Genomic DNA, 21,567 nt, shown 5'->3' with positions numbered 1-21,567 from the left:
TCCGCTCAGCCCCCTCCCCGCACCCCGTCCCCGTCAGCCGGCAGCGGCCACGGCAGGGCCGGACGGGAGGTGGGGTCCGGCGCGAATCAAGGAAAAGTCCGGACTCCCTGCTCCAGGCGACGTCCTCGAGGAGTGGTCCGGACTTTTCCCCAGCGCCGGGCCCGATCTCCCGGCCGGAACCCAGCTCAGCGAGGGTCGTCCGGGCTCAGCCGGCAGCAGCCGCCCTGGCAGCGGCCGGCAGGGCCGCGCGGATGGTCTCCAGGGCGTCCTCGTCGATGGCGTCGGAGACGAACCACACCTCGAAGGCGCTCGGGGGCAGGTGCACGCCGGCTTCGAGCATCGCGTGGAAGAAGCGCCCGTAGGCTGCGGTGTCCTGGGCCTGTGCGTCGGCGAAGGAGGTCACCGCGCCGTCGCGGAAGAAGATCGAGAACATCGATCCGGCCCACTGCACGGTGTGGGCGACGCCCTCGGCCGTGAGGGCGGCGGAGGCGGCGTCGGCGATGGCGCGGGCAGTGCCCTCGAGGCGCGGGTACAGCTCCTCCGTGCAGCCTCGCAGGGTGGCCAGCCCGGCGGCGGTCGCCACGGGGTTCCCGGAGAGCGTGCCTGCCTGGTACACCGGCCCGTCGGGCGCGAGGTGCGCCATGAGGTCGGCCCGGCCGCCGAAGGCCGCAGCCGGGAAGCCGCCGCCCATGACTTTGCCGAAGGTGAAGAGGTCCGGGGCCCCGCCCTCGTAGCCGCCCGGGTGAGCCCCGGCAGGCCCGGTCTCGTGGCCGTACCAACCGGAGCGGCTGGCGCGGAAGCCGGTCATCACCTCGTCGCTGATGAGCAGCGCACCGTGCGCCGCGGTGATCGACCGCAGCCCCTGGGTGAAGCCGGGCGTGGGCGGGACGACGCCCATGTTGCCGGGCGATGCCTCGGTGATGACCGCAGCGATCTCGCTGCCACGGGCGGCGAAGAGCTCCTCGACCGCGGCGAGGTCGTTGTAGGGTAGCACGATCGTCTCGCCGGCCGCGGACGTCGGGACACCGGCGGAGTCGGGCAGCGCGAAGGTCGCGACGCCGGAGCCGGCCTGGGCCAGCAGCGCGTCGACGTGGCCATGGTAGCAGCCGGCGAACTTCACGACGACCGAGCGTCCGGTCGCCCCGCGCGCCAGGCGAAGGGCGGACATCGTCGCCTCGGTGCCGGAGGAGACGAGGCGGACCTGCTCGACCGGCTCGACGCGAGCGACGATCTCCTCGGCGAGGGCCACCTCGTTTTCGCTGGGGGTGCCGAAGGAGAAGCCGTGTGCCGCGGCGGACCGGACGGCCTCGAGCACCTCGGGGTGGGCGTGACCGAGGATCATCGGCCCCCACGAGCAGACGAGGTCGACGTAGCGGTTGCCGTCGACGTCGGTGAGCCAGGCGCCCTCGGCGCTGGCGATGAAGCGCGGGACGCCGCCCACACCACGGAAGGCCCGCACCGGCGAGTTGACCCCACCGGGGATCACCTCGCGAGCGCGGTCGAAGAGGGCCTGCGATCCGGTGGTGGAGAGCGTCATGGGCCCAGTCTCCCAAACCGCCTGCCCCGCTCCCGACGGGGACGTACGACCCCCAGGCCACCTTGCGCATTTCCCTAGGGAAATCACCCACCCACAGGTCATTTCCCTAGGGAAATGCGCACCCTCCAGAGAATTTCCCTAGGCAGATGCGCACCCTCCAGAGAATTTCCCTAGGGAAATGCGCAGGAGGGGGGCGGGTGGGCTAGTCGTCGAGACCGATCTCGTGGTGCTGGGGGGCCATCTGGTCACGCAGCGTCGCCATGGCCGCCCCGAGCGCCGCGAACTGCTCGGGCGGCAGTGCGTCGACGAGGTGGCGCCGGACGGACTGGACGTGCGCCAGGGCCAGCTCGGCGAGGGCCTCACGACCGGTGTCGGTGAGCGAGATCTCCACGCCGCGCCCGTCGTCGACGGAGCGGCAGCGCTCGACCCAGCCGCGCTTCTCGAGCCGGGCGGCGGTGTGGGTCACCCGTGAGCGGGACTGGATGATGTCGTCGGCGAGCCGGGACATCCGCATCCGCTGGCCGGGCGACTCGGAGAGCATGGACAGCAGCTCGTACTCGGTCAGCTGGATGCCCAAGGGGGCGAGGTCATCGCTGAGGGCGCGCTCGAGCAGCCGCGACCCCCGCAGGTAGGCACGCCAGTGCTGCTGCTCCCCCGCGGAGAGCCACGGGCCGTCGCTCACAGCCGCCCCGCGATCTCGAGGGCGAAATAGGTGAGCACGATCTGGGCCCCGGCCCGCTTGATGTGGACGAGCGACTCGAGCACGGCCGCGTCCCGGTCGATCCAGCCCCGCTCGGCCGCGGCGACGATCTGCGCGTACTCCCCCGAGATCTGGTAGGCCGCGACGGGCACCGGCGAGACCTCTGCGGCAGCCGCCACGACGTCGAGGTGGGGCTGGGCAGGCTTGACCATGATGAAGTCGGCGCCCTCGGCGAGGTCGAGCTCGATCTCGCGCAGCGCCTCCGTCGCATTGGCCGGGTCCTGCTGGTAGGTCGCCCGGTCACCGCTGAGCGACGACTGCACCGCCTCGCGGAAGGGCCCGTAGAGCGCGGAGGTGTACTTCGCGGCGTAGGCCAGCACGAGCGTGTCGGTGTGCCCGGCTGCGTCGAGCGCGGCGCGCACGTGGGCGACCTGGCCGTCCATCATCCCGGACAGCCCGAGCACGTGGGCTCCGGCCTCGGCCTGGGCAAGCGCCATGGACGCGTACCGCTCGAGCGTCGCGTCGTTGTCGACGATGCTGCGCCCGTCGGCGCTCGTCGCCAGCACGCCGCAGTGCCCGTGGTCGGTGAACTCGTCGAGGCACAGGTCGGTCATGACGACGAGTCGGTCACCGACCGCGTCGACGACGGCCCGGGTGGCGACGTTGAGGATCCCCTGGGGGTCGTCCGCACCGGAGCCGCGTGCGTCCTTGGTCGCCGGCACGCCGAAGAGCATGATCCCGCCGATGCCCGCCTCGACGCAGGCGCGCGCCTCGTCGACGAGCGACTCGAGGGTGTGCTGCCGCACGCCCGGCATCGACGAGATCTCGACCGGGGCCTCGATCCCTTCGCGGACGAAGACCGGCAGGACGAGGTCGGCCGGGTGCAGCCGCGTCTGCGCGACGAGCCGACGAAGGGGGGCACTCCCCCGCAGCCGTCGCGGCCGCACGACCGGACCGGTGGCGCCGACCCCGCTCATCCCTTCGCCTTGCGGCGGCTCGTCGACTTCTTGCGGCGCTCGCTGGGTCGGGTGACCTCTTCGCCGGCCTCGAGGGCGGCGGCGGCGAGTTCACGACCGTGGTCGGCCAGCGCCTCGACGAGGCTCTCACCCGTCGCCTCGGCGGCCATGACGTCGACGCGCAGGCCGGCCTCCTCGGCGGTCTTGACCGTCGCCGGACCGATGCACGCGATGATCGTCGAGGCGTGCGGCTTGCCGGCGATGCCGACGAGGTTGCGCACGGTCGAGGACGAGGTGAAGACGACCGCGTCGAAGGCGCCCTGCTTGATCGCGTCGCGCACGGGCGCCGGCGGAGGGGTGGCGCGCACGGTGCGGTAGGCGGTGACGTCGTCGACCTGCCACCCCATGTCCTGCAGGCCGGCCACGAGGGTGTCCGTCGCGATGTCGGCCCGCGGCAGGAAGACCCGGTCGATGGGGTCGAGGACCTCGTCGTAGGGCGGCCACTCCTCGAGCAGCCCGCGCGCGGACAGCTCGCCGCTCGGCACGAGGTCGGGCTCCAGGCCCCACTCCCGCAGGGCGTCGGCGGTGACCCCGCCGACGGCAGCGATCTTCAGCCCGGAGAAGGCACGGGCGTCGAGGCCGAACTCCTGGAACTTCTCGCGGATCGCCTTGACGGCGTTGACCGAGGTGAAGCCGATCCACTGGTAACGCCCGGTGACGAGGCCGCGGACCGCGCGCTCGACGGCCTGCGGCGTGCGCGGCGGCTCGACGCTGATCGTCGGCACGACCTCGCTCGTCGCACCGTGGGCGAGCAACTGCCGGGTCATCGGGCCGGCCTGGTCCTTGGTCCGCGGGACGAGGACCTTCCACCCGTAGAGCGGCTTGGTCTCGAACCACGAGAGGGTCTCGCGCATCGCCACCGTCGGCCCGACGACGGCGAGCGTCGGCTCCTCCAGACCCTCGAGGGCCTCTGCGGCCTCGGCCAGGGTGGTCTCACGGGTCGTCTGCTGCGTCGTCGTCCCGCCCCGGGTCACCGCCACGGGGGTCTCTCCGGCCCGACCGGCGGACAGCAGGCTGGCGAAGGCCGGCTCGAGCTGCTCGGGCAGGCCGAGCAGGACGAGCGTCACGTCGTCACCGACGGAGGCGGACAGGTCGACGCGCTTGCCGCTGCTCAGGCTGACGACGTGGACCGCGCCGGTGCTGCGTGCGGTGAGCGGCACGCCGGCGTAGGTGGGGACGGCGCTCACGGCGGAGACGCCGGGCACGACGTCGAAGTCGATGTCGGCCTTGACCAGGGCCTGCGCCTCCTCGGCCAGGCCGTTGAAGGTCGCCGGGTCGCCGTCCATGAGCCGCACGACGAGTCCACCCCGGTGCGCCTTGGCCGTCTTGACGACGAGCTTGGCGCGCATGGCGTGGGTCAGCTGCTGCCCGTGCTCCCCGTGCCTCGCGTCGACGACGTCGACGTCGTCGGCCGTCAGGGTCGCGAGGACGTCGGCACTGGTCAGCCGGTCGGTGATGACCGCGTCCGCCCGGGCGAGCAGGTCGACCGCGGCCACGGTCATCAGTGAGGCATCACCCGGACCGGCGCCGACGAAGGCGACACGCGCCGGGCGTCGAGGGGCTGCGGTGGAGGGTGCGGCAGAGCGCTGGGGGGTCACTGGATCTGCTCCGAAGCGGTCGGTGGGTGGGTGGCTTGCAGGTCGGCGAGCGCCGTGGCGCCGTCGGCGACGAGGGTGCGGGCGAGGCGGCGACCGAGGTCCTCCGCCTCCCCGAGGGGGCCGGTGATCGACCGGCGCAGGTCTCCGGAGCCGTCGGTGGCGGCGACGACGGCGCGCAGCGAGATCACCGGTCCGTCCTCGTCGTCGACGACCTCGGCGAGCGCCCCGATGGGCGCGGCGCAGCCCGCCTCGAGCTCCGCGAGGATCGCGCGCTCGGCGGTCACGGCTGCGTGGGTATCGGCGTGGTCCAGAGGACGAAGGGCGGCGAGCACCGCCGCGTCGTCCGCGCGGCACTCGACGGCCAGGGCGCCCTGCCCGGGGGCCGGCAGCATCTGGATCGGGTCGAGCACCTCGGTGACGCGGTCGAGCATCCCGAGACGGGTCAACCCCGCGGCCGCGAGCACGACGGCGTCGAGCTCGTCGTCGCCGGGACCGACCATGGCGAGTCGAGTGCCGAGGTTGCCCCGGATGTCGCGGAAGCGCAGACCGAGGCCGAGCGCCTCGAGCTGGGCCCGGCGGCGCGGCGAGCCGGTGCCGACGAGGGCCCCCTCGCCCAACTCGCCGAGTGTCAGCCCGTCGCGAGCGCACAGCGCATCGCGCGGGTCGACGCGGGCCGGCACCGCGGCGACGGTCAGCCCGGGGGCCGGCGCGGTCGGCAGGTCCTTGAGCGAGTGCACGGCGAGGTCGACCTCCCCGGCGCGCATGGCGTCGCGCAGCGCGGTGGCGAAGACCCCGGTGCCGCCCATGCTCGCCAACGAGGCGCGGTTGGTGTCGCCCTCGGTGACGATCTCGACGAGCTCGACCTCGTGGCCGGCGGCACGCAGCGCGTCGGCGACGTGGCCGGACTGGGTCGTGGCGAGGGCAGAGCGGCGGGTGCCCAGACGGAGGGTGGTCACAGGCTGCTCCCTTCGGCATGGAGGTCGAAGAGCTGGCGCAGGGCGTCCTCGTACTCACCGAAGCGGCCGTCGATCGCCAGCTCCTTGGCACGCACGGTCGGCTGGTGCAGCAGCTTGTCGACGATGCGGTGGACGGCCCGGTCGACCTCGGCGCGGTCGGCGGCGGACATGCCCGGGGTGCGCTGCTCGAGGCGGGCGAGCTCACGCTCGACGACCTGCTGGGCAGCGCTGCGCAGCGCGCGCACGGTGGGTGCGGCGATGCTCGCCGCCCGCTTGCCGAGGTGCTGGGTCACGGCCTCGGCGACGATGCCCCGGGCCTGCTCCACCTCGGGGACGGCGCCGTCGGCACCGAGCAGGTCGCCGAGCTCGGCGAGCCCCAGGCGGGTGACACCGCGCAGGTCGTCGACCTGGTGGGCGACGTCGTGCGGCAGCGCGAGGTCGATGTAGGCCTGACGCGCGCCGCCCCGCGCCACCTGCGCGTCGGCGGCGTCGGAGAGGGTGACCGCCAGACCGGTCGACCCCGTGCAGGAGATGACCACGTCGGCGTCGGCGAGCGCACCGGCCAGCTCGTGTGCCGGCCGGGCCGAGCCGCCGAGCCGGTCGGCGAGCGCGAGGCCGCGCTCGTGGGTGCGGTTGACGACCGTGAGCTCGCGGACACCGCGCCGCACACAGCTGGTCGCCGCCAGGGCGCTCATCGCACCGGCACCGACGACGAGCACGTGCGCCTCGGCGAGGTCGCCCACGTGCTCCTCCGCGGCGTCGAGGCCCGCCGTGACGAGCGACCGCGAGACCTCGTCGATGCCGGTCTCGGAGTGCACCCTCTTGCCCGTGCGCAGTGCCTGCTGCACGAGTGCGTTGAGGTGCGGGCCGACGTGGCCGTCGTCCTGCCCCCGGCCGAGCGCGTCACGCAGCTGCCCGAGGATCTGGGACTCGCCGACGGCCATCGAGTCGAGGCCGGCCGCGACGTTGAAGACGTGGGCGACCGCGGCGTCGCCGTAGTGCAGGTCGAGGTGGCTCTTGAGGTCGTCGTGGGTGATGCCCGTCGAGGCGGTGAGCGCCTCGGTGAGGTCCGCGACGGCGCCGTGGAAGGCACTGACCTCAGCGTAGATCTCGGTGCGGTTGCACGTCGCGACGACGAGGTGCTCGGTGATGTCGGGGCTGGCCGTGGCCGCCGCGATGATCGACGACAGGCTCGTCTCGTCGAGCGCCGCGCGCTCGAGCACGGAGATCGGGGCGCGTCGGTGGTTGAGGCCGAAGGCAAGGAGACTCATCAGCCGGCTCCTTCCAGGAGGTCGTCGGTCATGCCGCCCGATCGCTGCTGCTCGTGGAAGGCGAGGATCTGCAGCTCGGTCGACAGGTCGACCTTGCGCATGTGGACGCCCTCGGGCACCTGGATCGCCGTGGCGGCGAAGTTGAGGATCGAGCTGACGCCGGCGGCCACGAGCCGGTCCGCGACCTCCTGCGCCGAGCCGGCGGGGGTCGCGATGACACCGATGCACGCCTCCCCCGGCGTGACGAGGGACTCGAGCTCGGTCATCGGCTGGACGCGCAGGTCGTCGAGCTGCTGCCCCACGAGCGTCGGGTCGCGGTCGAGCAGGGCGACGACCTTGAAGCCCTTGGTCGCGAAGCCACCGTAGGAGGCGAGCGCGCGACCGAGGTTGCCCATGCCCACGATGAGCACCGGCCAGTCGTGGGTGAGGCCGAGGGCGCGCGAGATCTGGTAGGTCAGGTGGGCCACGTCGTAGCCCACGCCGCGCACGCCGTAGGAGCCGAGGTGGCTGAGGTCCTTGCGCAGCTTGGCGGAGCTGACCCCGGCACTGTGGGCGAGCTCCTCGGAGGAGACCGAGAGGACGTCCTGAGCCGTCAGCTGACCGAGGGCCCGGAGGTACCCGGGGAGCCGGGCGACCGTCGCGTCAGGAATCTCACGCTTGGCTGCCTGATCGACGGACACGGCTGGGCTCGGCTCCTCTCCCGGCCGAAGGGCGAGCGGCGCCTGACGACCGAACACCTCGACATTACGCTCTTGTGAACAAATGCACAAAGTCGCGGATCCGCGGTGGACAGGACCCGGTCTCAGCCCTGCAGGGCCGAGCGGAGCCGCCCTTCGTCCACACGCCAGTAGTCGTGCTGACGGCCGTCGACGAAGGTGACGGGCACCTCGTCGGTGTAGCGCGCGAGGTCACCGTGGCTGTCGATGTCGACCTCGGCGAAGTCGTCGCCGGTCTCGGCGACGACCCGCTGGATCACCACCCGCGCCTCGTCGCACAGGTGGCATCCGGCGCGGCCGACCATGACGACGCGGGCTTCGGGCAGGGCGGGCACCACAGCGCCCCTAGAAGAAGACCGAGCGTCGGGTCACGAGCACGGAGTAGAGCGTCTGCTGGATCGTCTCGCGCACCTGGTCGGTGACCTCGAAGACGAGCATCGGGTCCTCCGCGGCCGCGGGCCCGAGCGACGCGGTGTCGATCGGCTCGCCGAACTCGATGATCCACTTGCTCGGCAGCGGGATGAGACCGAGCGGACCGAGGAGCGGGAAGAAGGGCGTGATCGGCGCGTAGGGCGCACCCACGAGACGTGCGACCGTCTTCATGTTGCCGATCATCGGGTAGACCTCCTCGGCCCCGACGACGGAGCACGGGATGATCGGCACCTCCGCCTTGACGGCCGCCGAGACGAAGCCTCCGCGGCCGAAGCGCTGGAGCTTGTAGCGCTCGCGGAAGGGCTTGCCCACGCCCTTGAAGCCCTCCGGCCACACGCCGACGAGCTCGCCCCCGCGCAGCAGACGCTCGGCGTCGGCGTTGGAGGCCAGGGTGGCGCCGGTCTTGCGGGCGACGTCACCGACGACGGGCAGCTGGAAGACGAGGTCGGCGCCGAGCATGCGCAGGAAGCGTCCCTGCGGGTGCGCGTCGTGGATCGCCAGCTGGGTGATGACCGAGTCGATGGCCACCGTGCCGGAGTGGTTGGAGACGAGCAGTGCCCCGCCGTCGGCCGGGATGTTGTCGATCCCCCTCACCTCGACGCGAAACCACTTGTCCTTGAGCAGCCGCAGCACGGGGAAGACGGTGTGCAGCGTGAAGTCACGGTCGAAGCCGAAGTCGTCGACCGCGTAGTCGCCCTTGACCCGCCGCTGGAGGAACTGCAGCGTCTCGCTGAAACGGCGCTCCCATCCTTCGCCGGCGGCCGCACCTGCGGCGTGGCCCAGCGTGCGGGAGGTCATTTGCCCCGCCGACAGCAGCACCGACAGCAGCTCGGCCAGGCCCGGCACGAGGGCCTGCCCGCTGTCGGGGGTGGCTGCGGGCTGCTCCGACGGGTGCGTGGTGCGGGTCGACGCGGCCGGTCGGGTCGGCGTCGTCGTGCGGGCGGTGCGACGTCGCGCGGCGCTCCGGGTGCCCGAAGGGGGCGACGTCCGCTTCGCCGCGGGCGGCGCGCCGTCGGGGCCGGGCACGACGGTGAGCGTCGGCTTGCGCGGTGTCGTCGGTCGAGCCGTCGACCGGGAGGCCGGCTTCGCCGCGCGGGTCCGGGGCGTCTCGGCACCCGGCACCGCAGCGGACGGCCCGGTGAGCAGCGGGGTGCTGCGGCGGCGGGCGCGCTCGCCGCCGGCGCGGTCGGCCGCCGCCGAGACGGTGCTCGGGCGAGCGGCGGCAGACTTCTTCGCGGGGGTCTTCTTCTCCGGCGCGGCCTTCTTCGCGGCCGTGGACTTCTTCGTCGGCGTCGTGGCCACGGCCTTCCCGGCCGCGGTCTTCTTGGCCGCGACCCTCGTCGCCGTGGACTTCTTCGCCGTGGCCTTGCTGGTGGAGGCCTTCTTCGCGGTGGCCTTCTTCGCGGTGGCCTTCTTCGCGGTGGCCTTCTTCGCCGTGGTCCCACGACGGGCTGCGGGGGTGCTCTCGGCCATCACTTCTCACTCTCCGGGGTGGGCGTCACGGCCCGCATCGCGGTCTCGGCGGCCTGCACGGCCGTCCAGCCGGGTTGGGCGAAGGGGAGCCGGTCCAGGACCCTCCCCTTCGTCGCACGGGCGAAGTCCTCGTAGGCGGCACGGGTGGTGTAGGCCGGCTCGAAGCCGAGGTCCTCACGCATGCGCCGGGTGTCGAGCCCGCGGCCGAAGCTCAGCAGGTCGACCTGGTCGGAGCCGATGTCCATGAGACCGAATCGCTTGGCCAGGTCGGTGATGCTGCCCGTCGCCATGCGGGGGACGAGCACGTAGGGGCGACCGGCGATGTTGGCCGCCTGACTCACGGTGATGATGCCGTCACCGGCGACGTTGACCGCGCCCAGGCCCGGCAGGCTGACCGCCCGGGCGATCGCCGCGACGCAGTCGTCCTCGTGGACGAACTGGAGCCGCGCGTCGAAGCCGAAGGGGATCGGGATGACCGGCAGGCTGAAGTGGTCGGTGAAGGCGGTGCGGATCCGCGGACCGATGACGTTGGCGAAGCGCAACGTCGTGATCTCGATGTCCTCGCGGCGGCGGGAGAGCCCGCGCACGTAGCCCTCGACCTCGACGCTGTCCCGGGCCCAGCCGGAGCCGGGCATCCGCTTGGCGGACATGTCCTCGGTGAACATCGCCGGGTCGCGGGGGCTCGAGCCGTAGACGCCCGCGGTGGACTTCACAATGAGCTTGGTCACCGACTCAGCCCGCTGGCAGGCCGCCAGGAGCTGCATCGTCCCGATGACGTTGATCTCCTTCTGCGTCGCCCGCCCACCACCGGCGCGGGGGGTGGCGATGACGCCCATGTGCACGACGGTGTCGACGTCGTTGCCGGAGATGATCCTGCTGATGAGGGGGCTGCGGATGTCGGCCCGCATGAACTCTGCCCGGCCGATGCCGTGGCGCGGGGGGACGACGTCGACGCCGATGATGCGGCCGACGGACTCGTCGCGGCTGAGTCGGCGGGCGAACGCTCCACCGAGGTGGCGGGAGACGCCGGCCACGAGGACGGTCTCGGGCACCAGAACCCCTTCCTGCGGTTGGGACGTGCGAGGGACGGTCGGCTGCAGCCTAGTCACGCACCGCCGCGCATGGGGCCTGCGCTGCCCGTCCTGGGCGAGGAGAGACCGGGATCACCCGCGGGCACGACGAAGGGGGCCGCCCCGGTCCCCCGGGTGCGGCCCCCTTCGTGTGGTCACTTCTTGTTGCGACGCTGGTGGCGCGTCTTGCGCAGCAGCTTGCGGTGCTTCTTCTTCGCCATGCGCTTGCGACGCTTCTTGATGACAGAACCCATGCGGATGTCCTTCGTGTCGTGATCAGTGCTTGCGGTGGTGCCTCGAGCGATGCCGATCCTGCGGCCGCAGGCCCCACCGGGTACGAGTCAGAGGACTGAGTCTATCCGCTCTCGCGAGTGGGGCGGACGAGGGCCCTCACGCCACCCCTCAGGCGGTCTCGACGAAGGAGGTCTCGAGGTAGGTGTTGACCGCGTCCTCGGGGACGCGGAAGCTGCGGCCGACGCGCACGGCCGGCAGGTCGCCGTTGTGGACCATGCGGTAGACCGTCATCTTCGACACCCGCATGATCGACGCGACCTCGGCCACGGTGAGGAAACGCACCTCACCCAGTCGGTCGTTGGACATGATCACCTCTGCATCCGCAAGGCAGTGCCGCCGACCGGTGCCGGCGAGCCTGGACATGCCCCGCAGGGGATAACCATAGGGGCAGATGTGACGACTGTGAAGACGAGCGGGGCAGGTTTTGCTCGCACGTCCACCCGACACGCCGCAGATCGGGCAAAAATCGCGCTCACTCGTACCAGACGTCGAGCCCGTGGAGGGGGAAGACCGCCTCACGCGCCGCCATGATCGCCCGGTCGACGCCGCTGTGCGGGTTGTAGCCCATCGCCCACGGCTGGACCCAGATCGGCAGGTCCTTGTCGTCGAGATCGCCCATCCGCTCCGGCCCGAGCTGCCCGGAGACGAGCTCGACGTGCTCGCGCCAGGCCATGGGGATCTCCGTGGCTGCCGGTACGGGGTGGTGGGCAGCGATGGCCGTGAGGTGCGTCCACGCCCGTGGGACCGCGCCGGCGACGTCATAGCCGCCGCCGCCGACGGCCACCCACCGTCCGTCGCACACCTCGTGCGCGAGCCGGTGCATGTCGACCGCCGCCTGGCGCTGGGCGTCGAGCGAGATCGCCATGTGCGCCAGCGGGTCCTCCCGGTGGGTGTCGCAGCCGTGCTGGGTCACGAGGATCTGGGGCCGGAAGGCCCGTACGACCGGGGCGGCCACGGCGGTGATGGCGCGCAGCCAGGGCCCGTCGGTCACCCCGGGCGGCAGGGCGACGTTGACCGCGGTGCCCTCGGCGCCCGCTCCACCCGTGTCGCCCGGCCAGCCGGTGCCCGGGAAGAGCGTGCGGCCGGACTCGTGGACCGACACGGTGAGCACGCGGGGGTCCTCGTAGAAGATCTCCTGCACCCCGTCGCCGTGGTGCACGTCGACGTCGACGTAGGCGACGCGCTCGACGCCCTGGTCGAGCAGCCAGGCGATCGCGGCCGCGATGTCGTTGTAGACGCAAAATCCGGCGGCCCGGTCGCGCATCGCGTGGTGCATGCCGCCGGTGAAGTTCACCCCGTGCTCGGCCTCGCCGGTCCACACCCGCCGGGCCGCCTCGATCGAGCCTGAGACGATGCGAGCGCTCGACTCGTGGATGCCGGCGAAGGCGGGGACGTCGTCGGTGCCGATACCCCACCGACCGTCGGCGACCGTCGGGTCCTCCGAGATGGCGCGGACGGCAGCGACGTACTCGGGGTCGTGAACCGTGTGGAGGACCTCGTCGGTCGCGGGGGCGACGTCGACGACGTCGACCTGGTCGAAGACACCGAGCTCGCGGCACAGCCGAGCCGTGAGGTCCAGACGCACCGGTGCCATCGGGTGACCGGGGCCGAAGTCGTACCGCGTGAAGTCCTCACCCCAGATGGCGCACGCCTGTGTCGTCATGCGCCCGACGCTACCCCGACTAGGGTCAGGTGCCACGACCACCCGACACATCGGAGGACCACGTGCCGCGCATGCGTCTGCACAACGAGGACGTCCTCGTCCTCGGCCTCGGCCGCTTCGGCGGCGCCGTGGCCACTGAGCTGCACCGACTCGGCAACCGGGTGACGGCTCTCGAGCTGGACCCCTCCCTCGCGGAGACCTACCTGGGCCGCGTGGGTCGCATCGTCCAGGGCGATGCGACGTCGGTGACGACGATCGAGGACCTCAAGCCGCACACCTTCTCGGCGACGGTCCTGGCGATCGGCTCGTCGATCGAGGCCAGCGTGCTCGCCGCGGTCAACGTCATCGACGGCGAGGCGCCGAAGGTGTGGGCCAAGGCGGTCAGCCCCGAGCACGCGCGCATCCTCAACCGCATCGGCGTGCACCACGTCCTCTCCCCCGAGATCGAGTCGGGCAAGCGGCTGGCCCACCTCATCGGCAGCCGGCTCATGGACTACATCGAGTTCGACGACGGCTTCGCGATCGTCAAGATGACCCCGCCGCAGGAGGCGATCGGCTTCACGCTCGAGCAGTCGTCCATCCGCAGCAAGTACGGCGTCACCGTCGTCGGGGTCAAGTCCCCCGGCCAGGACTTCACGTACGCCCGCCCGGACACCAAGGTGCGCAGCGGCGACCTCATCATCGTCAGCGGCCCGACGACCCTCATCGAGCGGATGGCCGCGCGCCCGTAGGCCGGGCCGACCGCACGACGGCGCCCCTCCTCCCTTCGGACGAAGGGGAGGAGGGGCGCCGGTGGTCGTGGAGGCAGCGTCAGCCGCGGTCCTCGCCGAGGGCGAGGACGAGCGCGACCTCTTCCTCCTGGCCGGAGTCGTCGCCGGCGACGCGCATCGGGCGGCGGTCGTCGGTGGGCCGGAAGCCGAAGCTCGAGGCGAAGGCGACCGCGCGGCCGTTGTCGGCCCCGACCCAGTAGTACAGCTGGCCCAGGCCCTTGCCCTCCGCGATGCGGGCGCTCTCGCGCACGAGGCTCGCGGCGACGCTGCGGCCGCGCCAGTCGGGGCGGACCCAGAGGCCGAAGAGCTGGCCGGCGGTCTCGGACTTCGTCTCGCCGGCGGAGCCGATGCTCACGACGCCGACCTGCTCGCCGTCGGCCTCGGCGACGAGGCGGTCACTGCGACCCATGCGGGCCCGCCAGAAGTCCTCGGGCTCGGCGGCCTCGGTGGCGTGGTCGGCGACGAAGGCGTCAGGAGATTCCTGCAACGCTTCCAGCCGAAGGGTGCGGTAGGTCTCCCACTCGTCCTCGGTCAGTGCGCGCACGGTGATCTCACTCATGGCGCGAGTCTCTCATCCCCGCCGGCGAAATGCCCTGCCGGGTCACGGATTGTTCACCCGATCGAAGGCAGATCACGACTCATCCGGTCGCATCGCGGGGCATCTCCGTGGGCTCCGTCGAAGGCAAACCCGGCCCGCTCGTAGAAGGCGACGGCGCGAGGGTTGTCGAGCATGACGTGCAGCCGCACCTCCGTCGCGCCGCCGTCCGCCGCCTCGGTCACGGCGGCCTCGACGAGCGCATCGGCGATCCCCCGACCGCGAGCATGGCCGGCGACCCACATCGCGACGATCTCGGGGACGTCGGCCGGGTCGAGCCGCAGGAGCGTCGCGGCGCCGAGCGGGAGCCCGTCGCGGGCCTCGGCGAGGAAGATGGCCTGCCCGAAGAGCCCGCGCCACCTCTGCTCGTCGTACGCGACCTCCCGGGCGAAGCTGCTGCCGTAGGCCGCCGGCTCGTCGAGGAGCATCGCCAGCCGCATGGCCCGGTAGCGCTGCCAGTCGTCGGCGGTCAGGCGGCGCACCGACCAGTCGGCGACCATCAGCCCGCACGCTCGGCGCAGGCCGCGACGGCGTCGGCGAGCGCGTGCCGCACCCCGTGGGCCTCGAGGCGGGCGAGCGCCGCAGCGGTCGAGCCCCCCGGCGAGGTGACCTGGGCGCGCAGCAGCGCCGCCTCCTCACCGGTCTCGACGAGCATCGCGCCCGCCCCTCGGGCCGCCTGACCGGCGAGGGCGAGGGCGTCGGCGCGGGTCAGCCCCCGGGCGACACCGGCATCGACCATCGCCTCGACGACGAGGTAGAAGTACGCGGGAGCCGACCCGGAGAGGGCCGTGGCGGCACCCTGCTGCGCCTCGGGCAGCACGAGGGTGGCGCCGGTCGGCGCGAGCACGTCGCGCACGAGCTGCAGCTGCTCGGCGGTGACGTCTGCGGCGGGGCTGAGCACAGTCATCCCCTGGCCGACACGAGCCGGGGTGTTGGGCATGCCCCGGACCGCGGCGACGCCGTCCGGCAGCGCGGCGGCCAGGTCGGCGAGGGAGACCCCCAGCGCGAGGGAGACGACGACCGAGCCGGGACGAAGGGAGTCGCGCACCTGCGCGAGCAGGTCCGCCACGGCGTAGGGCTTGACGACGACGAGGTGGACGTCGGCGCGGGCGGCGGCCGCGAGGGCGTCGACGACCTCGACCCCGGGCCGGTCGGCGTACCGCTCGCGCAGCTCGGCAGCGCGCTCCGGGGTGCGCACGACGGCGAGGACCTCGCCGTCGCCCCCCGTGGTGAGCCCGTCGAGGATGGCGCCGCCCATGGCGCCGACTCCGTAGATCGCGGTGGTCATCTGGGGTCCTCCTGGGTCGGTGGTGCGGGTCAGCCGCGGTCGGTCAGGGTCTCGACGAGGCGTCGGATCCCGGAAGGACGGCGGGCCAGGTCGTGCAGGTGCTCGAGCCACATCGGACCGTAGGGCACGAGGATGCGCACCCGGTGGCCGGCGTCGGCGGTGCGCAGCTGCAGGTCGGGGTCGGCGCCGAGGAAGAACTGGTACTCCAGGCCCTCGGGACCACGACCGGACTGGTCGGCGAGCCCGTCGGCCAGGTCGAGGAGCACCGGCTCGTGGGTTGCGACGACGGTGTGGACGCCGCTGCCCAGCAGGGTCGCCAGGCAACGAGCGAAGGCGAGGTCGACCTCGTGCGGGTCCTGCCAGCTCGACGCCCGCGGCTTGCCGGTGCCGCCGCGCACGAGGCGCACCCGTGCACCGGTCGCGGCGAGCATCGCCGCGTCGGCCTCGGAGCGGTGGCGGCGGGCGACGAGCGAGGTCGTGAGGCGGGGGTGGTCCAGCCGCACCCGCTGGACGAGGTCGAGCAGGGTGTCCATCGCGTGATCGGGACCGGAGCGCAGGGTGACGTCGACGCGGTGCTCGTCGCCGACTGTGCACACCCGACGCAGGGCCTCCTCGGCGCGGGCCGGGTCCTGCCCGAGACCGAGGTGCTCGGGCGCGAGGTAGAGCTCGGAGTGGTAGTCGCCGCCGGCCGTGACGGGCGCGACCCGCTCGATGGCCGTGGTCGCCTCGCTGATCGTCGCCTCGACGGCCGCGGCATCGGTCGCGGCAGGCAGGAGGGGGTGGAGCGCGGCCAGCCGGTTGGTCCGACGCAGCCACGCCGCGGTGGCGACGGCGTCATCGATCCCGTCGCCGGCGACGAAGCGCCGCCGGGCGGCCTGCACGATGCGTGAGCGCTCGGTGCGCTGCCGGGCTCCCGGGGCGACGAGCGCGTCGAGCAGGCGGGTGCGCAGGTGGTCGGGGTCAAGGGCACTCACGTCGTCTCCTCCGGGGTGTGCAGACGGTAGGCGCCGGGGACGACCCGCCAGGTCCGCTCCCGGGCCGGCTCGAGCTCCTCGCCGTCGGCGTTGGCGGCGAAGGCGTGGTTGGCCCCGCGGACGGTGACGGTCCCGGCCCGACGGGTCACGACGTCGTCGAGCTCGGTGTGGGTCCCGCGGCTCAGGTGCAGGGCGTAGCGCAGTCGACGCAGCGGGGCGACGGCGAAGGAGACGACGACCTCGGCCCGGCCGTCGCCCGGCCGCGCGTCCGGTGCGATCGTCGAGCCGCCGCCGACGCTCGTCCCGATGGTCGCCGCGACCTGCAGCACGCGACGGCTGCCGTCAGCGACGACCTCGCCGTCGGTGACGACCTCGAGGTGCCGCCCCTGCTGCCCGAGTCCTGCCGAGATGCCGCCGATGGCGTAGCCGAGGATCCCCAGGTGCACCTTGCCCAGGCGCTCCTTCCACGGCGCCGCGATGCGGCCGGCCTCCTCGCCCACGCCGATGTGCACGGCATTGGCCACGAGGTTGTCGTCGTCGTCGATGAGCACGTCGACGGGGCGCACCGGACTGGCCAGGACGATGCGTGCCGCCTCGGCGGGGTCCTTGGGCAGCCCCGTGGCACGGGCGAAGTCGTTGCCGGTCCCCATCGGCAGCAGGCCGACCGTCGGCGGGTCCTCGCCGAGGTCGCCGGTGCGGCAGAGCGCGGTGACAAAGGCGTGGAGCGACCCGTCTCCCCCGGCGATGACGACCTCGCGGCCGTCACGCCGGGCGATGGCGTCGGTGAGCTCGTCGATCGACTCGGTCTCGACGACCTCGACGTCGCCGCCCTCACGCAGCACCGCCAGCGCGGCCTCCTGGGCCTCACGGTCGGAGCTGCCCGCAGAGGCATTGGCGATGAAGAGCAGTCGTCTCACGCCCGTCAGCCTACGGTCCTGCGCTCACCCGGTCCGGCGGCGCAGGGTGAGGCTGACGAGGGCGAGGGCCACGACGATCCAGCCGGCGATGACGAGCAGCGGGGTGACGAGGTCGGCGCCGGGCTCGGGCTGGCCGGCGACGGCGGCCGGGGGCCGACATCACGCCGATCCGGCCGAGGTGCCGCTCGGCTCGGCCGCGAGCTGCCCGAGGTGCCGGCGGGCGAAGTCGAGGGACTCGCGCAGGTCCTCCTCACGCTCCTTGGGTCGCTTGCGGGTGCCGACCTCGAGGACCACCGCCCCGGCGAAACCGCTCGTCGCGACGTGCTGCAGCACCTCCGCGCAGGGCTGGGTGCCGCGACCCGGGACGAGGTGGTCGTCCTTGAGGGTCGTCAACAGCCCGTCCGCGAGGTGGATGTGCGCGAGCCGCTCGTCGAGGTCGAGGACCATCTGCATGGCGTCGCTGCGCGCGGTCGCGGTGTGCGACAGGTCGACCGTCACGTGGTCGTAGGGCTGGGGCACCGGGTCCCAGTGCGGCAGGTAGGCCTGCACCTGCCGGCCACCGGCCGCCCACGGGAACATGTTTTCCACCGCCAGGACGATGCCGGTGTCGTCCTCCCGCTCGGCCACCCCGTCGGCGAAGGTGCGGGCGTACTCCTTCTGCCACCGGAAGGGTGGGTGGAGCACGACGGTCGGCGCCCCGACCTCCTGCGCCAGCTCGATCGACGCGTCGACCTTGCCCCAGGGGTCGGCGCTCATGACCCGCTGGGTGAGCAGCAGCGTCGGCGCGTGGATCGAGACGATGTCGACCCCGTGGTGCTCGGCGAGCGCTCGCAGGGCGCCCGCATTCTGCGAGACGGGGTCCGACCAGACCATGACCTCGACCCCGTCGTAGCCGAGCCGGGCCGCGGTCTCGAAGGCCGCCGCGGCGCCTTCGGGGTAGACCGACGCCGTGGACAGCCCCACCGGGATCGGGCGCGCGTGATCAGGCATGCCGTCGAGCGTAGACCTCGCCGGTGGGACGACCCCGGTCAGCGGGCGTCAGGACATGAGGTCGAGGTAGCGCAGCAGCACTCCCTCGCGCAGCGCCCACGGGCAGATCGTCAGCTCCTCGACCCCGAGCAGGTCCATGGCGGCCTCGGCGACGATGCCGCCGGCGAGGATCTGGTGCGACCGCGATGCCGACACCCCGGGTAGTTCGACCCGCTCGCGGGCGGTCATCGGGGTGATGCGCGCGATCGTCGCGGTGACGTCGGCCAGACGCAGGCGCCGGGTGACGTAGGGCCCGTCGGCGCTCGGCGCGGCACCGGCCAGGCGAGCCAGCGAGCGCATCGTCTTGCTCGTGCCGAGCACGGTGTCGGGGGCGCTCGCCTTGGCGTAGGGGCGGATCTCCTTGGCGAGGGTCGCGCGCACGTAGCGCCGCGCCTCCTTGATCTGCTGGGCGCTCGGAGGGTCCGCTGGGAGCAGCTCGCGCGTGGTGCGACCGGCCCCGAGGAGCAGGGACTTCGCGATGTCGGGGTCCTCGTCGTCACCGAGGGTCAGCTCGAGCGAGCCACCACCGATGTCGATGACGAGCAGCTTGCCCGCGGACCACCCGGCCCAGCGGCGTGCCGCGAGGAAGGTCAGGCGGGCCTCGTCCTCGCCGCTCAGCACCCGCAGGTCGACTCCGGTCTCCTCGCGCACCCGGGTGAGCACCTGCTCGCCGTTGGGCGCCTCGCGGACGGCGCTCGTCGCGAAGGCGAGGATCTCCTCGGCCCCGTGGTCCTCGGCGACCTCGAGGCACTCGGCGACGAAGCGGGAGAGGTCGGCCGCCCCCGCGTCGTCGATGCAGCCCTCGTCGTCGACGTGCTCCGAGAGCCGGAGCAGGATCTTGTGAGAGGTCGCGGGGATCGGCGCCGCACCGTGGTGGGCGTCGACGATGAGCAGGTGGACGGTGTTGGAACCGACGTCGATGACACCAAGGCGCACGGGGCAACAGTAGACGCACGCGGACCACCTGCCCGACAGGACGCCGCATAGGGTGACGCCCGTGAGCGACGAGACCCCGACCCACCCGGACGAGACGGACCTGCGGACCGCCCGCACGTGGGTCGAGTTCGACGACCCGGCGGACGACGGGCAGCGCTTCCGCTGCGACCTCACCTGGCTCACGTCGTCGTGGACGTGCGTCTTCGGATCCGGCTGCCACGGCATCGACGCCGACAAGCCGGACTACGGCTGCTGCGTGCTCGGTGCGCACTTCACCGACAAGGACGACCTGACCCGGGTCAAGGCGATCGTCGACGAGCTCGGCGAGGACGAGTGGGAGCTGCACCCGGGCTCGACGCGCCGCTCCGCGTGGACGGAGAAGGAGGAAGGCGACCTCAAGACCAAGGTCGTCGACGGGGCCTGCATCTTCTTGAACCGCCCCGGCTTCCCCGCCGGCGCCGGCTGCGCGCTGCACCAGCACGCGATGCTCACCGGCGTCGAGCCGCACACCGTCAAGCCGGACGTGTGCTGGCAGCTGCCGATCCGGCGCACCTACCGCACCGTCGAGCTGCCGGACGAGAGCAGCTACCTCGAGGTGAGCATCGGCGAGTACGACCGCCGCGGGTGGGGGCCGGGCGGGCACGAGCTCGACTGGTACTGCTCCGGCAGCCCCGACGCCCACGTCGCCCCCGACCCGGTCTACGTCAGCGAGCGCGCCGGGCTCGTCGAGCTCATGGGGCAGGCCGGCTACGACGAGCTGGCGACACGCTGCGAGGCCCACCTCGCGCTGGTCGCGGCCGCCACGACGACGAAGGGAGGGTCCCGCCCTTCGCCCGCCGGCCGGACCCTGCTGCCGCTGCTCGTCCACCCGGCCGCGCTGGCGGCGCAGGAGCGGTGACGGTGGCTCCCTTCGACCTCACGGAGCTGGCCGACGAGCTCGGCGACGGCGTCCTCGTCACCGACGCCGACGTCGTGCGGTCCTACTCCGCGGACCAGGCGCTCTTCTGCCCCGCCGACGGCGCGATCGCCCTCGTGCGGGCACGCACGGTCGCCGACGTGCAGGCGACGATGCGCTTCGCGACGCGGCACCGCGTGCCCGTGGTGCCGCAGGGTGCCCGGACCGGGCTGTCTGGAGGGGCCAATGCCGTGCCCGGCTGCCTCCTGCTCTCGCTGGAGCGCATGGACCGGGTGCTCGAGGTCGACGCCGCCGAGCGCACCGTGACCGTCGAGCCGGGGATCATCAACCAGGATCTCAAGGACGCGCTCGCACCGCACGGCCTGTCCTACCCGCCGGACCCTGGGTCGGTCGCCATCTCGTCGATCGGCGGCAACGTCGCGACCAATGCCGGCGGGCTGTGCTGCGTGCGCTACGGCGTGACCCGCGACTACGTGCGGCGGCTGCGCGTCGTCCTTGCCGACGGCACCCTCACGACCCTCGGGACGACGACGGCGAAGGGGGTCGCCGGCCTCGACCTGCGCAGCCTCTTCGTCGGATCGGAGGGCACGCTCGGGGTCGTCGTCGAGGTGACGCTGCGGCTAGTGCCCACGCTGCCGGAGCCGCTCACCGCGGTGGCGACCTTCGCCGACATCCGCTCCGCCGCAACGACGGTCGCCGACCTCATGGCCTCGGGGGCGCAGCCCAGCCTCGTCGAGTCGATGGACCGGGCGACCCTGCAGATCCTCACCGAGTGCGGCTACGGCGACGTCGGCACGGGCGCCGGGGCGATGCTGCTCGTGCAGTCCGACGGTGGCGGCAGCCTCGAGGCCGCGCAGGCGGAGGTCGAGGCGCTGGGGCACTTCGCGCAGGCGCACGGGGCGCTCGACGTCGCCGTCTCCGACGACCCCGCCGACAGCGCCGCGCTCGTCGCGTTGAGGCGGATGGCCCAGCCCTCTTTCGAGCGGTGGGCGCAGGCGCACGGCGGCGGGCAGCTCCTCGACGACGTCTGCCTGCCCCGCACCCGGCTGCCGGAGTTCTACGACCGGCTCGAGACGATCCGGCAGGAGTCGGGCCTGACGATCGCGGTCGTCGCGCACGCCGGCGACGGCAACACGCACCCGTCGGTCTTCTTCGACACGAGCGACCCCGACAGCATCGCGCGCGCCGATGCAGCCTTCGACGCGATCATGGAGGTCGGTCTCGAGCTCGGGGGCACGATCACCGGTGAGCACGGTGTCGGCCACCTCAAGCGCCGCTGGCTGGCCCGCGAGCTGGACGAGGGCTCCCGGCGGGCGCACCTGGCGGTCAAGGCGGCGCTCGACCCGCTGGGGATCCTCAACCCGGGCAAGATGCTCGCCGAGCTCTGAGGCTGTCGGCCACTGCGCATAGGTTCTC

General features: G+C 72.9%; 23 protein-coding genes. 3 read left to right on the top strand and 20 right to left on the bottom strand.

The annotated features are described in order from the left end of the window. Positions 1-205: 205 nt before the first annotated feature. The 13 genes from hemL to AB4Y78_RS12970 form a co-directional block, all read right to left on the bottom strand. The gene (hemL, locus tag AB4Y78_RS13030) at positions 206-1,537 is read right to left on the bottom strand and encodes a glutamate-1-semialdehyde 2,1-aminomutase (RefSeq protein ID WP_282071008.1); all 1,332 of its coding nucleotides are present in this window, start codon (positions 1,535-1,537) and stop codon (positions 206-208) included. Between the two features lie 202 nt (positions 1,538-1,739). Beyond that, the gene (locus AB4Y78_RS13025) at positions 1,740-2,219 is read right to left on the bottom strand and encodes a MarR family winged helix-turn-helix transcriptional regulator (protein WP_007924059.1); all 480 of its coding nucleotides are present in this window, start codon (positions 2,217-2,219) and stop codon (positions 1,740-1,742) included. Beyond that, positions 2,216-3,214: a porphobilinogen synthase gene (hemB, locus tag AB4Y78_RS13020; RefSeq protein WP_007924060.1), complete on the bottom strand. Its 999-nt coding sequence runs from the start codon at positions 3,212-3,214 to the stop codon at positions 2,216-2,218. The genes AB4Y78_RS13025 and hemB overlap by 4 nt, the downstream gene beginning before the upstream one ends. Then, the gene (locus AB4Y78_RS13015; protein ID WP_441715496.1) at positions 3,211-4,851 is read right to left on the bottom strand and encodes a uroporphyrinogen-III synthase; all 1,641 of its coding nucleotides are present in this window, start codon (positions 4,849-4,851) and stop codon (positions 3,211-3,213) included. Before AB4Y78_RS13015 ends, hemB begins: the two co-directional genes overlap by 4 nt. Next, complete coding sequence (gene hemC / locus AB4Y78_RS13010; RefSeq protein WP_007924065.1) at positions 4,848-5,807, bottom strand: hydroxymethylbilane synthase; 960 nt, start codon at positions 5,805-5,807, stop codon at positions 4,848-4,850. The genes AB4Y78_RS13015 and hemC overlap by 4 nt, the downstream gene beginning before the upstream one ends. Next, positions 5,804-7,078 (bottom strand): glutamyl-tRNA reductase, encoded by a 1,275-nt coding sequence (locus AB4Y78_RS13005; RefSeq protein ID WP_282071001.1) that lies wholly within the window; start codon positions 7,076-7,078, stop codon positions 5,804-5,806. Before AB4Y78_RS13005 ends, hemC begins: the two co-directional genes overlap by 4 nt. Continuing rightward, positions 7,078-7,758, bottom strand: a complete 681-nt coding sequence (locus AB4Y78_RS13000) for a redox-sensing transcriptional repressor Rex (protein ID WP_007924069.1) — start codon at positions 7,756-7,758, stop codon at positions 7,078-7,080. Before AB4Y78_RS13000 ends, AB4Y78_RS13005 begins: the two co-directional genes overlap by 1 nt. 122 nt (positions 7,759-7,880) lie before the next feature. After that, positions 7,881-8,129, bottom strand: a complete 249-nt coding sequence (locus tag AB4Y78_RS12995; protein ID WP_441715494.1) for a glutaredoxin family protein — start codon at positions 8,127-8,129, stop codon at positions 7,881-7,883. Positions 8,130-8,139: 10 nt separating this feature from the next. Further along, complete coding sequence (locus tag AB4Y78_RS12990) at positions 8,140-9,699, bottom strand: 1-acyl-sn-glycerol-3-phosphate acyltransferase (protein WP_441737199.1); 1,560 nt, start codon at positions 9,697-9,699, stop codon at positions 8,140-8,142. Beyond that, positions 9,699-10,751 carry an NAD-dependent epimerase/dehydratase family protein gene (locus AB4Y78_RS12985; RefSeq protein ID WP_259909747.1) on the bottom strand — a complete coding sequence of 351 codons (1,053 nt, stop codon included), beginning with the start codon at positions 10,749-10,751 and terminating at the stop codon, positions 9,699-9,701. Before AB4Y78_RS12985 ends, AB4Y78_RS12990 begins: the two co-directional genes overlap by 1 nt. Before the next feature lie 173 nt (positions 10,752-10,924). Further along, positions 10,925-11,023: a 30S ribosomal protein bS22 gene (locus AB4Y78_RS12980; RefSeq protein ID WP_003792170.1), complete on the bottom strand. Its 99-nt coding sequence runs from the start codon at positions 11,021-11,023 to the stop codon at positions 10,925-10,927. Between the two features lie 148 nt (positions 11,024-11,171). Then, the gene (locus AB4Y78_RS12975; RefSeq protein ID WP_007924109.1) at positions 11,172-11,369 is read right to left on the bottom strand and encodes a helix-turn-helix domain-containing protein; all 198 of its coding nucleotides are present in this window, start codon (positions 11,367-11,369) and stop codon (positions 11,172-11,174) included. Positions 11,370-11,535: 166 nt separating this feature from the next. Next, positions 11,536-12,726, bottom strand: a complete 1,191-nt coding sequence (locus AB4Y78_RS12970) for an acetoin utilization protein AcuC (RefSeq protein WP_441715489.1) — start codon at positions 12,724-12,726, stop codon at positions 11,536-11,538. 71 nt (positions 12,727-12,797) lie between these two features. On the opposite strand from AB4Y78_RS12970, the gene AB4Y78_RS12965 reads away from it, so the two are divergent. Beyond that, a complete protein-coding gene (locus tag AB4Y78_RS12965; protein WP_051987785.1) occupies positions 12,798-13,457 on the top strand; it encodes a potassium channel family protein in 660 nt (219 codons plus the stop codon). A 79-nt stretch (positions 13,458-13,536) separates the two neighbouring features. Here AB4Y78_RS12965 and AB4Y78_RS12960 read toward each other — a convergent pair whose 3' ends face one another. The 7 genes from AB4Y78_RS12960 to AB4Y78_RS12930 form a co-directional block, all read right to left on the bottom strand. Next, the gene (locus AB4Y78_RS12960) at positions 13,537-14,055 is read right to left on the bottom strand and encodes a GNAT family N-acetyltransferase (protein WP_007924116.1); all 519 of its coding nucleotides are present in this window, start codon (positions 14,053-14,055) and stop codon (positions 13,537-13,539) included. 53 nt (positions 14,056-14,108) lie between these two features. Next, entirely contained in the window at positions 14,109-14,591 is a 483-nt protein-coding gene (locus AB4Y78_RS12955; RefSeq protein WP_040880450.1) for a GNAT family N-acetyltransferase, read from the bottom strand. Beyond that, the gene (gene proC, locus AB4Y78_RS12950; protein ID WP_128276937.1) at positions 14,591-15,379 is read right to left on the bottom strand and encodes a pyrroline-5-carboxylate reductase; all 789 of its coding nucleotides are present in this window, start codon (positions 15,377-15,379) and stop codon (positions 14,591-14,593) included. The genes AB4Y78_RS12955 and proC overlap by 1 nt, the downstream gene beginning before the upstream one ends. Before the next feature lie 29 nt (positions 15,380-15,408). Further along, positions 15,409-16,353, bottom strand: coding sequence for a hypothetical protein (locus tag AB4Y78_RS12945; RefSeq protein WP_128276938.1), 945 nt, complete (start codon positions 16,351-16,353; stop codon positions 15,409-15,411). Next, positions 16,350-17,270: a diacylglycerol/lipid kinase family protein gene (locus AB4Y78_RS12940; protein ID WP_007924120.1), complete on the bottom strand. Its 921-nt coding sequence runs from the start codon at positions 17,268-17,270 to the stop codon at positions 16,350-16,352. Before AB4Y78_RS12940 ends, AB4Y78_RS12945 begins: the two co-directional genes overlap by 4 nt. A 159-nt stretch (positions 17,271-17,429) precedes the next feature. Next, positions 17,430-18,260 carry a sugar phosphate isomerase/epimerase family protein gene (locus AB4Y78_RS12935; protein WP_387356300.1) on the bottom strand — a complete coding sequence of 277 codons (831 nt, stop codon included), beginning with the start codon at positions 18,258-18,260 and terminating at the stop codon, positions 17,430-17,432. Positions 18,261-18,308: 48 nt separating this feature from the next. After that, entirely contained in the window at positions 18,309-19,235 is a 927-nt protein-coding gene (locus tag AB4Y78_RS12930; RefSeq protein WP_128276939.1) for a Ppx/GppA phosphatase family protein, read from the bottom strand. Between the two features lie 61 nt (positions 19,236-19,296). Here AB4Y78_RS12930 and AB4Y78_RS12925 point away from each other — a divergent pair, with 61 nt between their 5' ends. Both AB4Y78_RS12925 and AB4Y78_RS12920 read left to right on the top strand, forming a co-directional pair. Next, positions 19,297-20,133: a hypothetical protein gene (locus AB4Y78_RS12925; protein ID WP_441715482.1), complete on the top strand. Its 837-nt coding sequence runs from the start codon at positions 19,297-19,299 to the stop codon at positions 20,131-20,133. Further along, entirely contained in the window at positions 20,130-21,539 is a 1,410-nt protein-coding gene (locus AB4Y78_RS12920) for an FAD-binding oxidoreductase (RefSeq protein WP_441715480.1), read from the top strand. The genes AB4Y78_RS12925 and AB4Y78_RS12920 overlap by 4 nt, the downstream gene beginning before the upstream one ends. Positions 21,540-21,567 lie beyond the last annotated feature (28 nt).

Origin of the sequence: Janibacter sp. RAF52 (assembly GCF_052114035.1) — a bacterium.
Taxonomy (GTDB): domain Bacteria; phylum Actinomycetota; class Actinomycetes; order Actinomycetales; family Dermatophilaceae; genus Janibacter; species Janibacter hoylei.
Note: the sequence above shows the minus strand (reverse complement) of the source record. Positions and strands in the feature narration are given on the sequence as shown.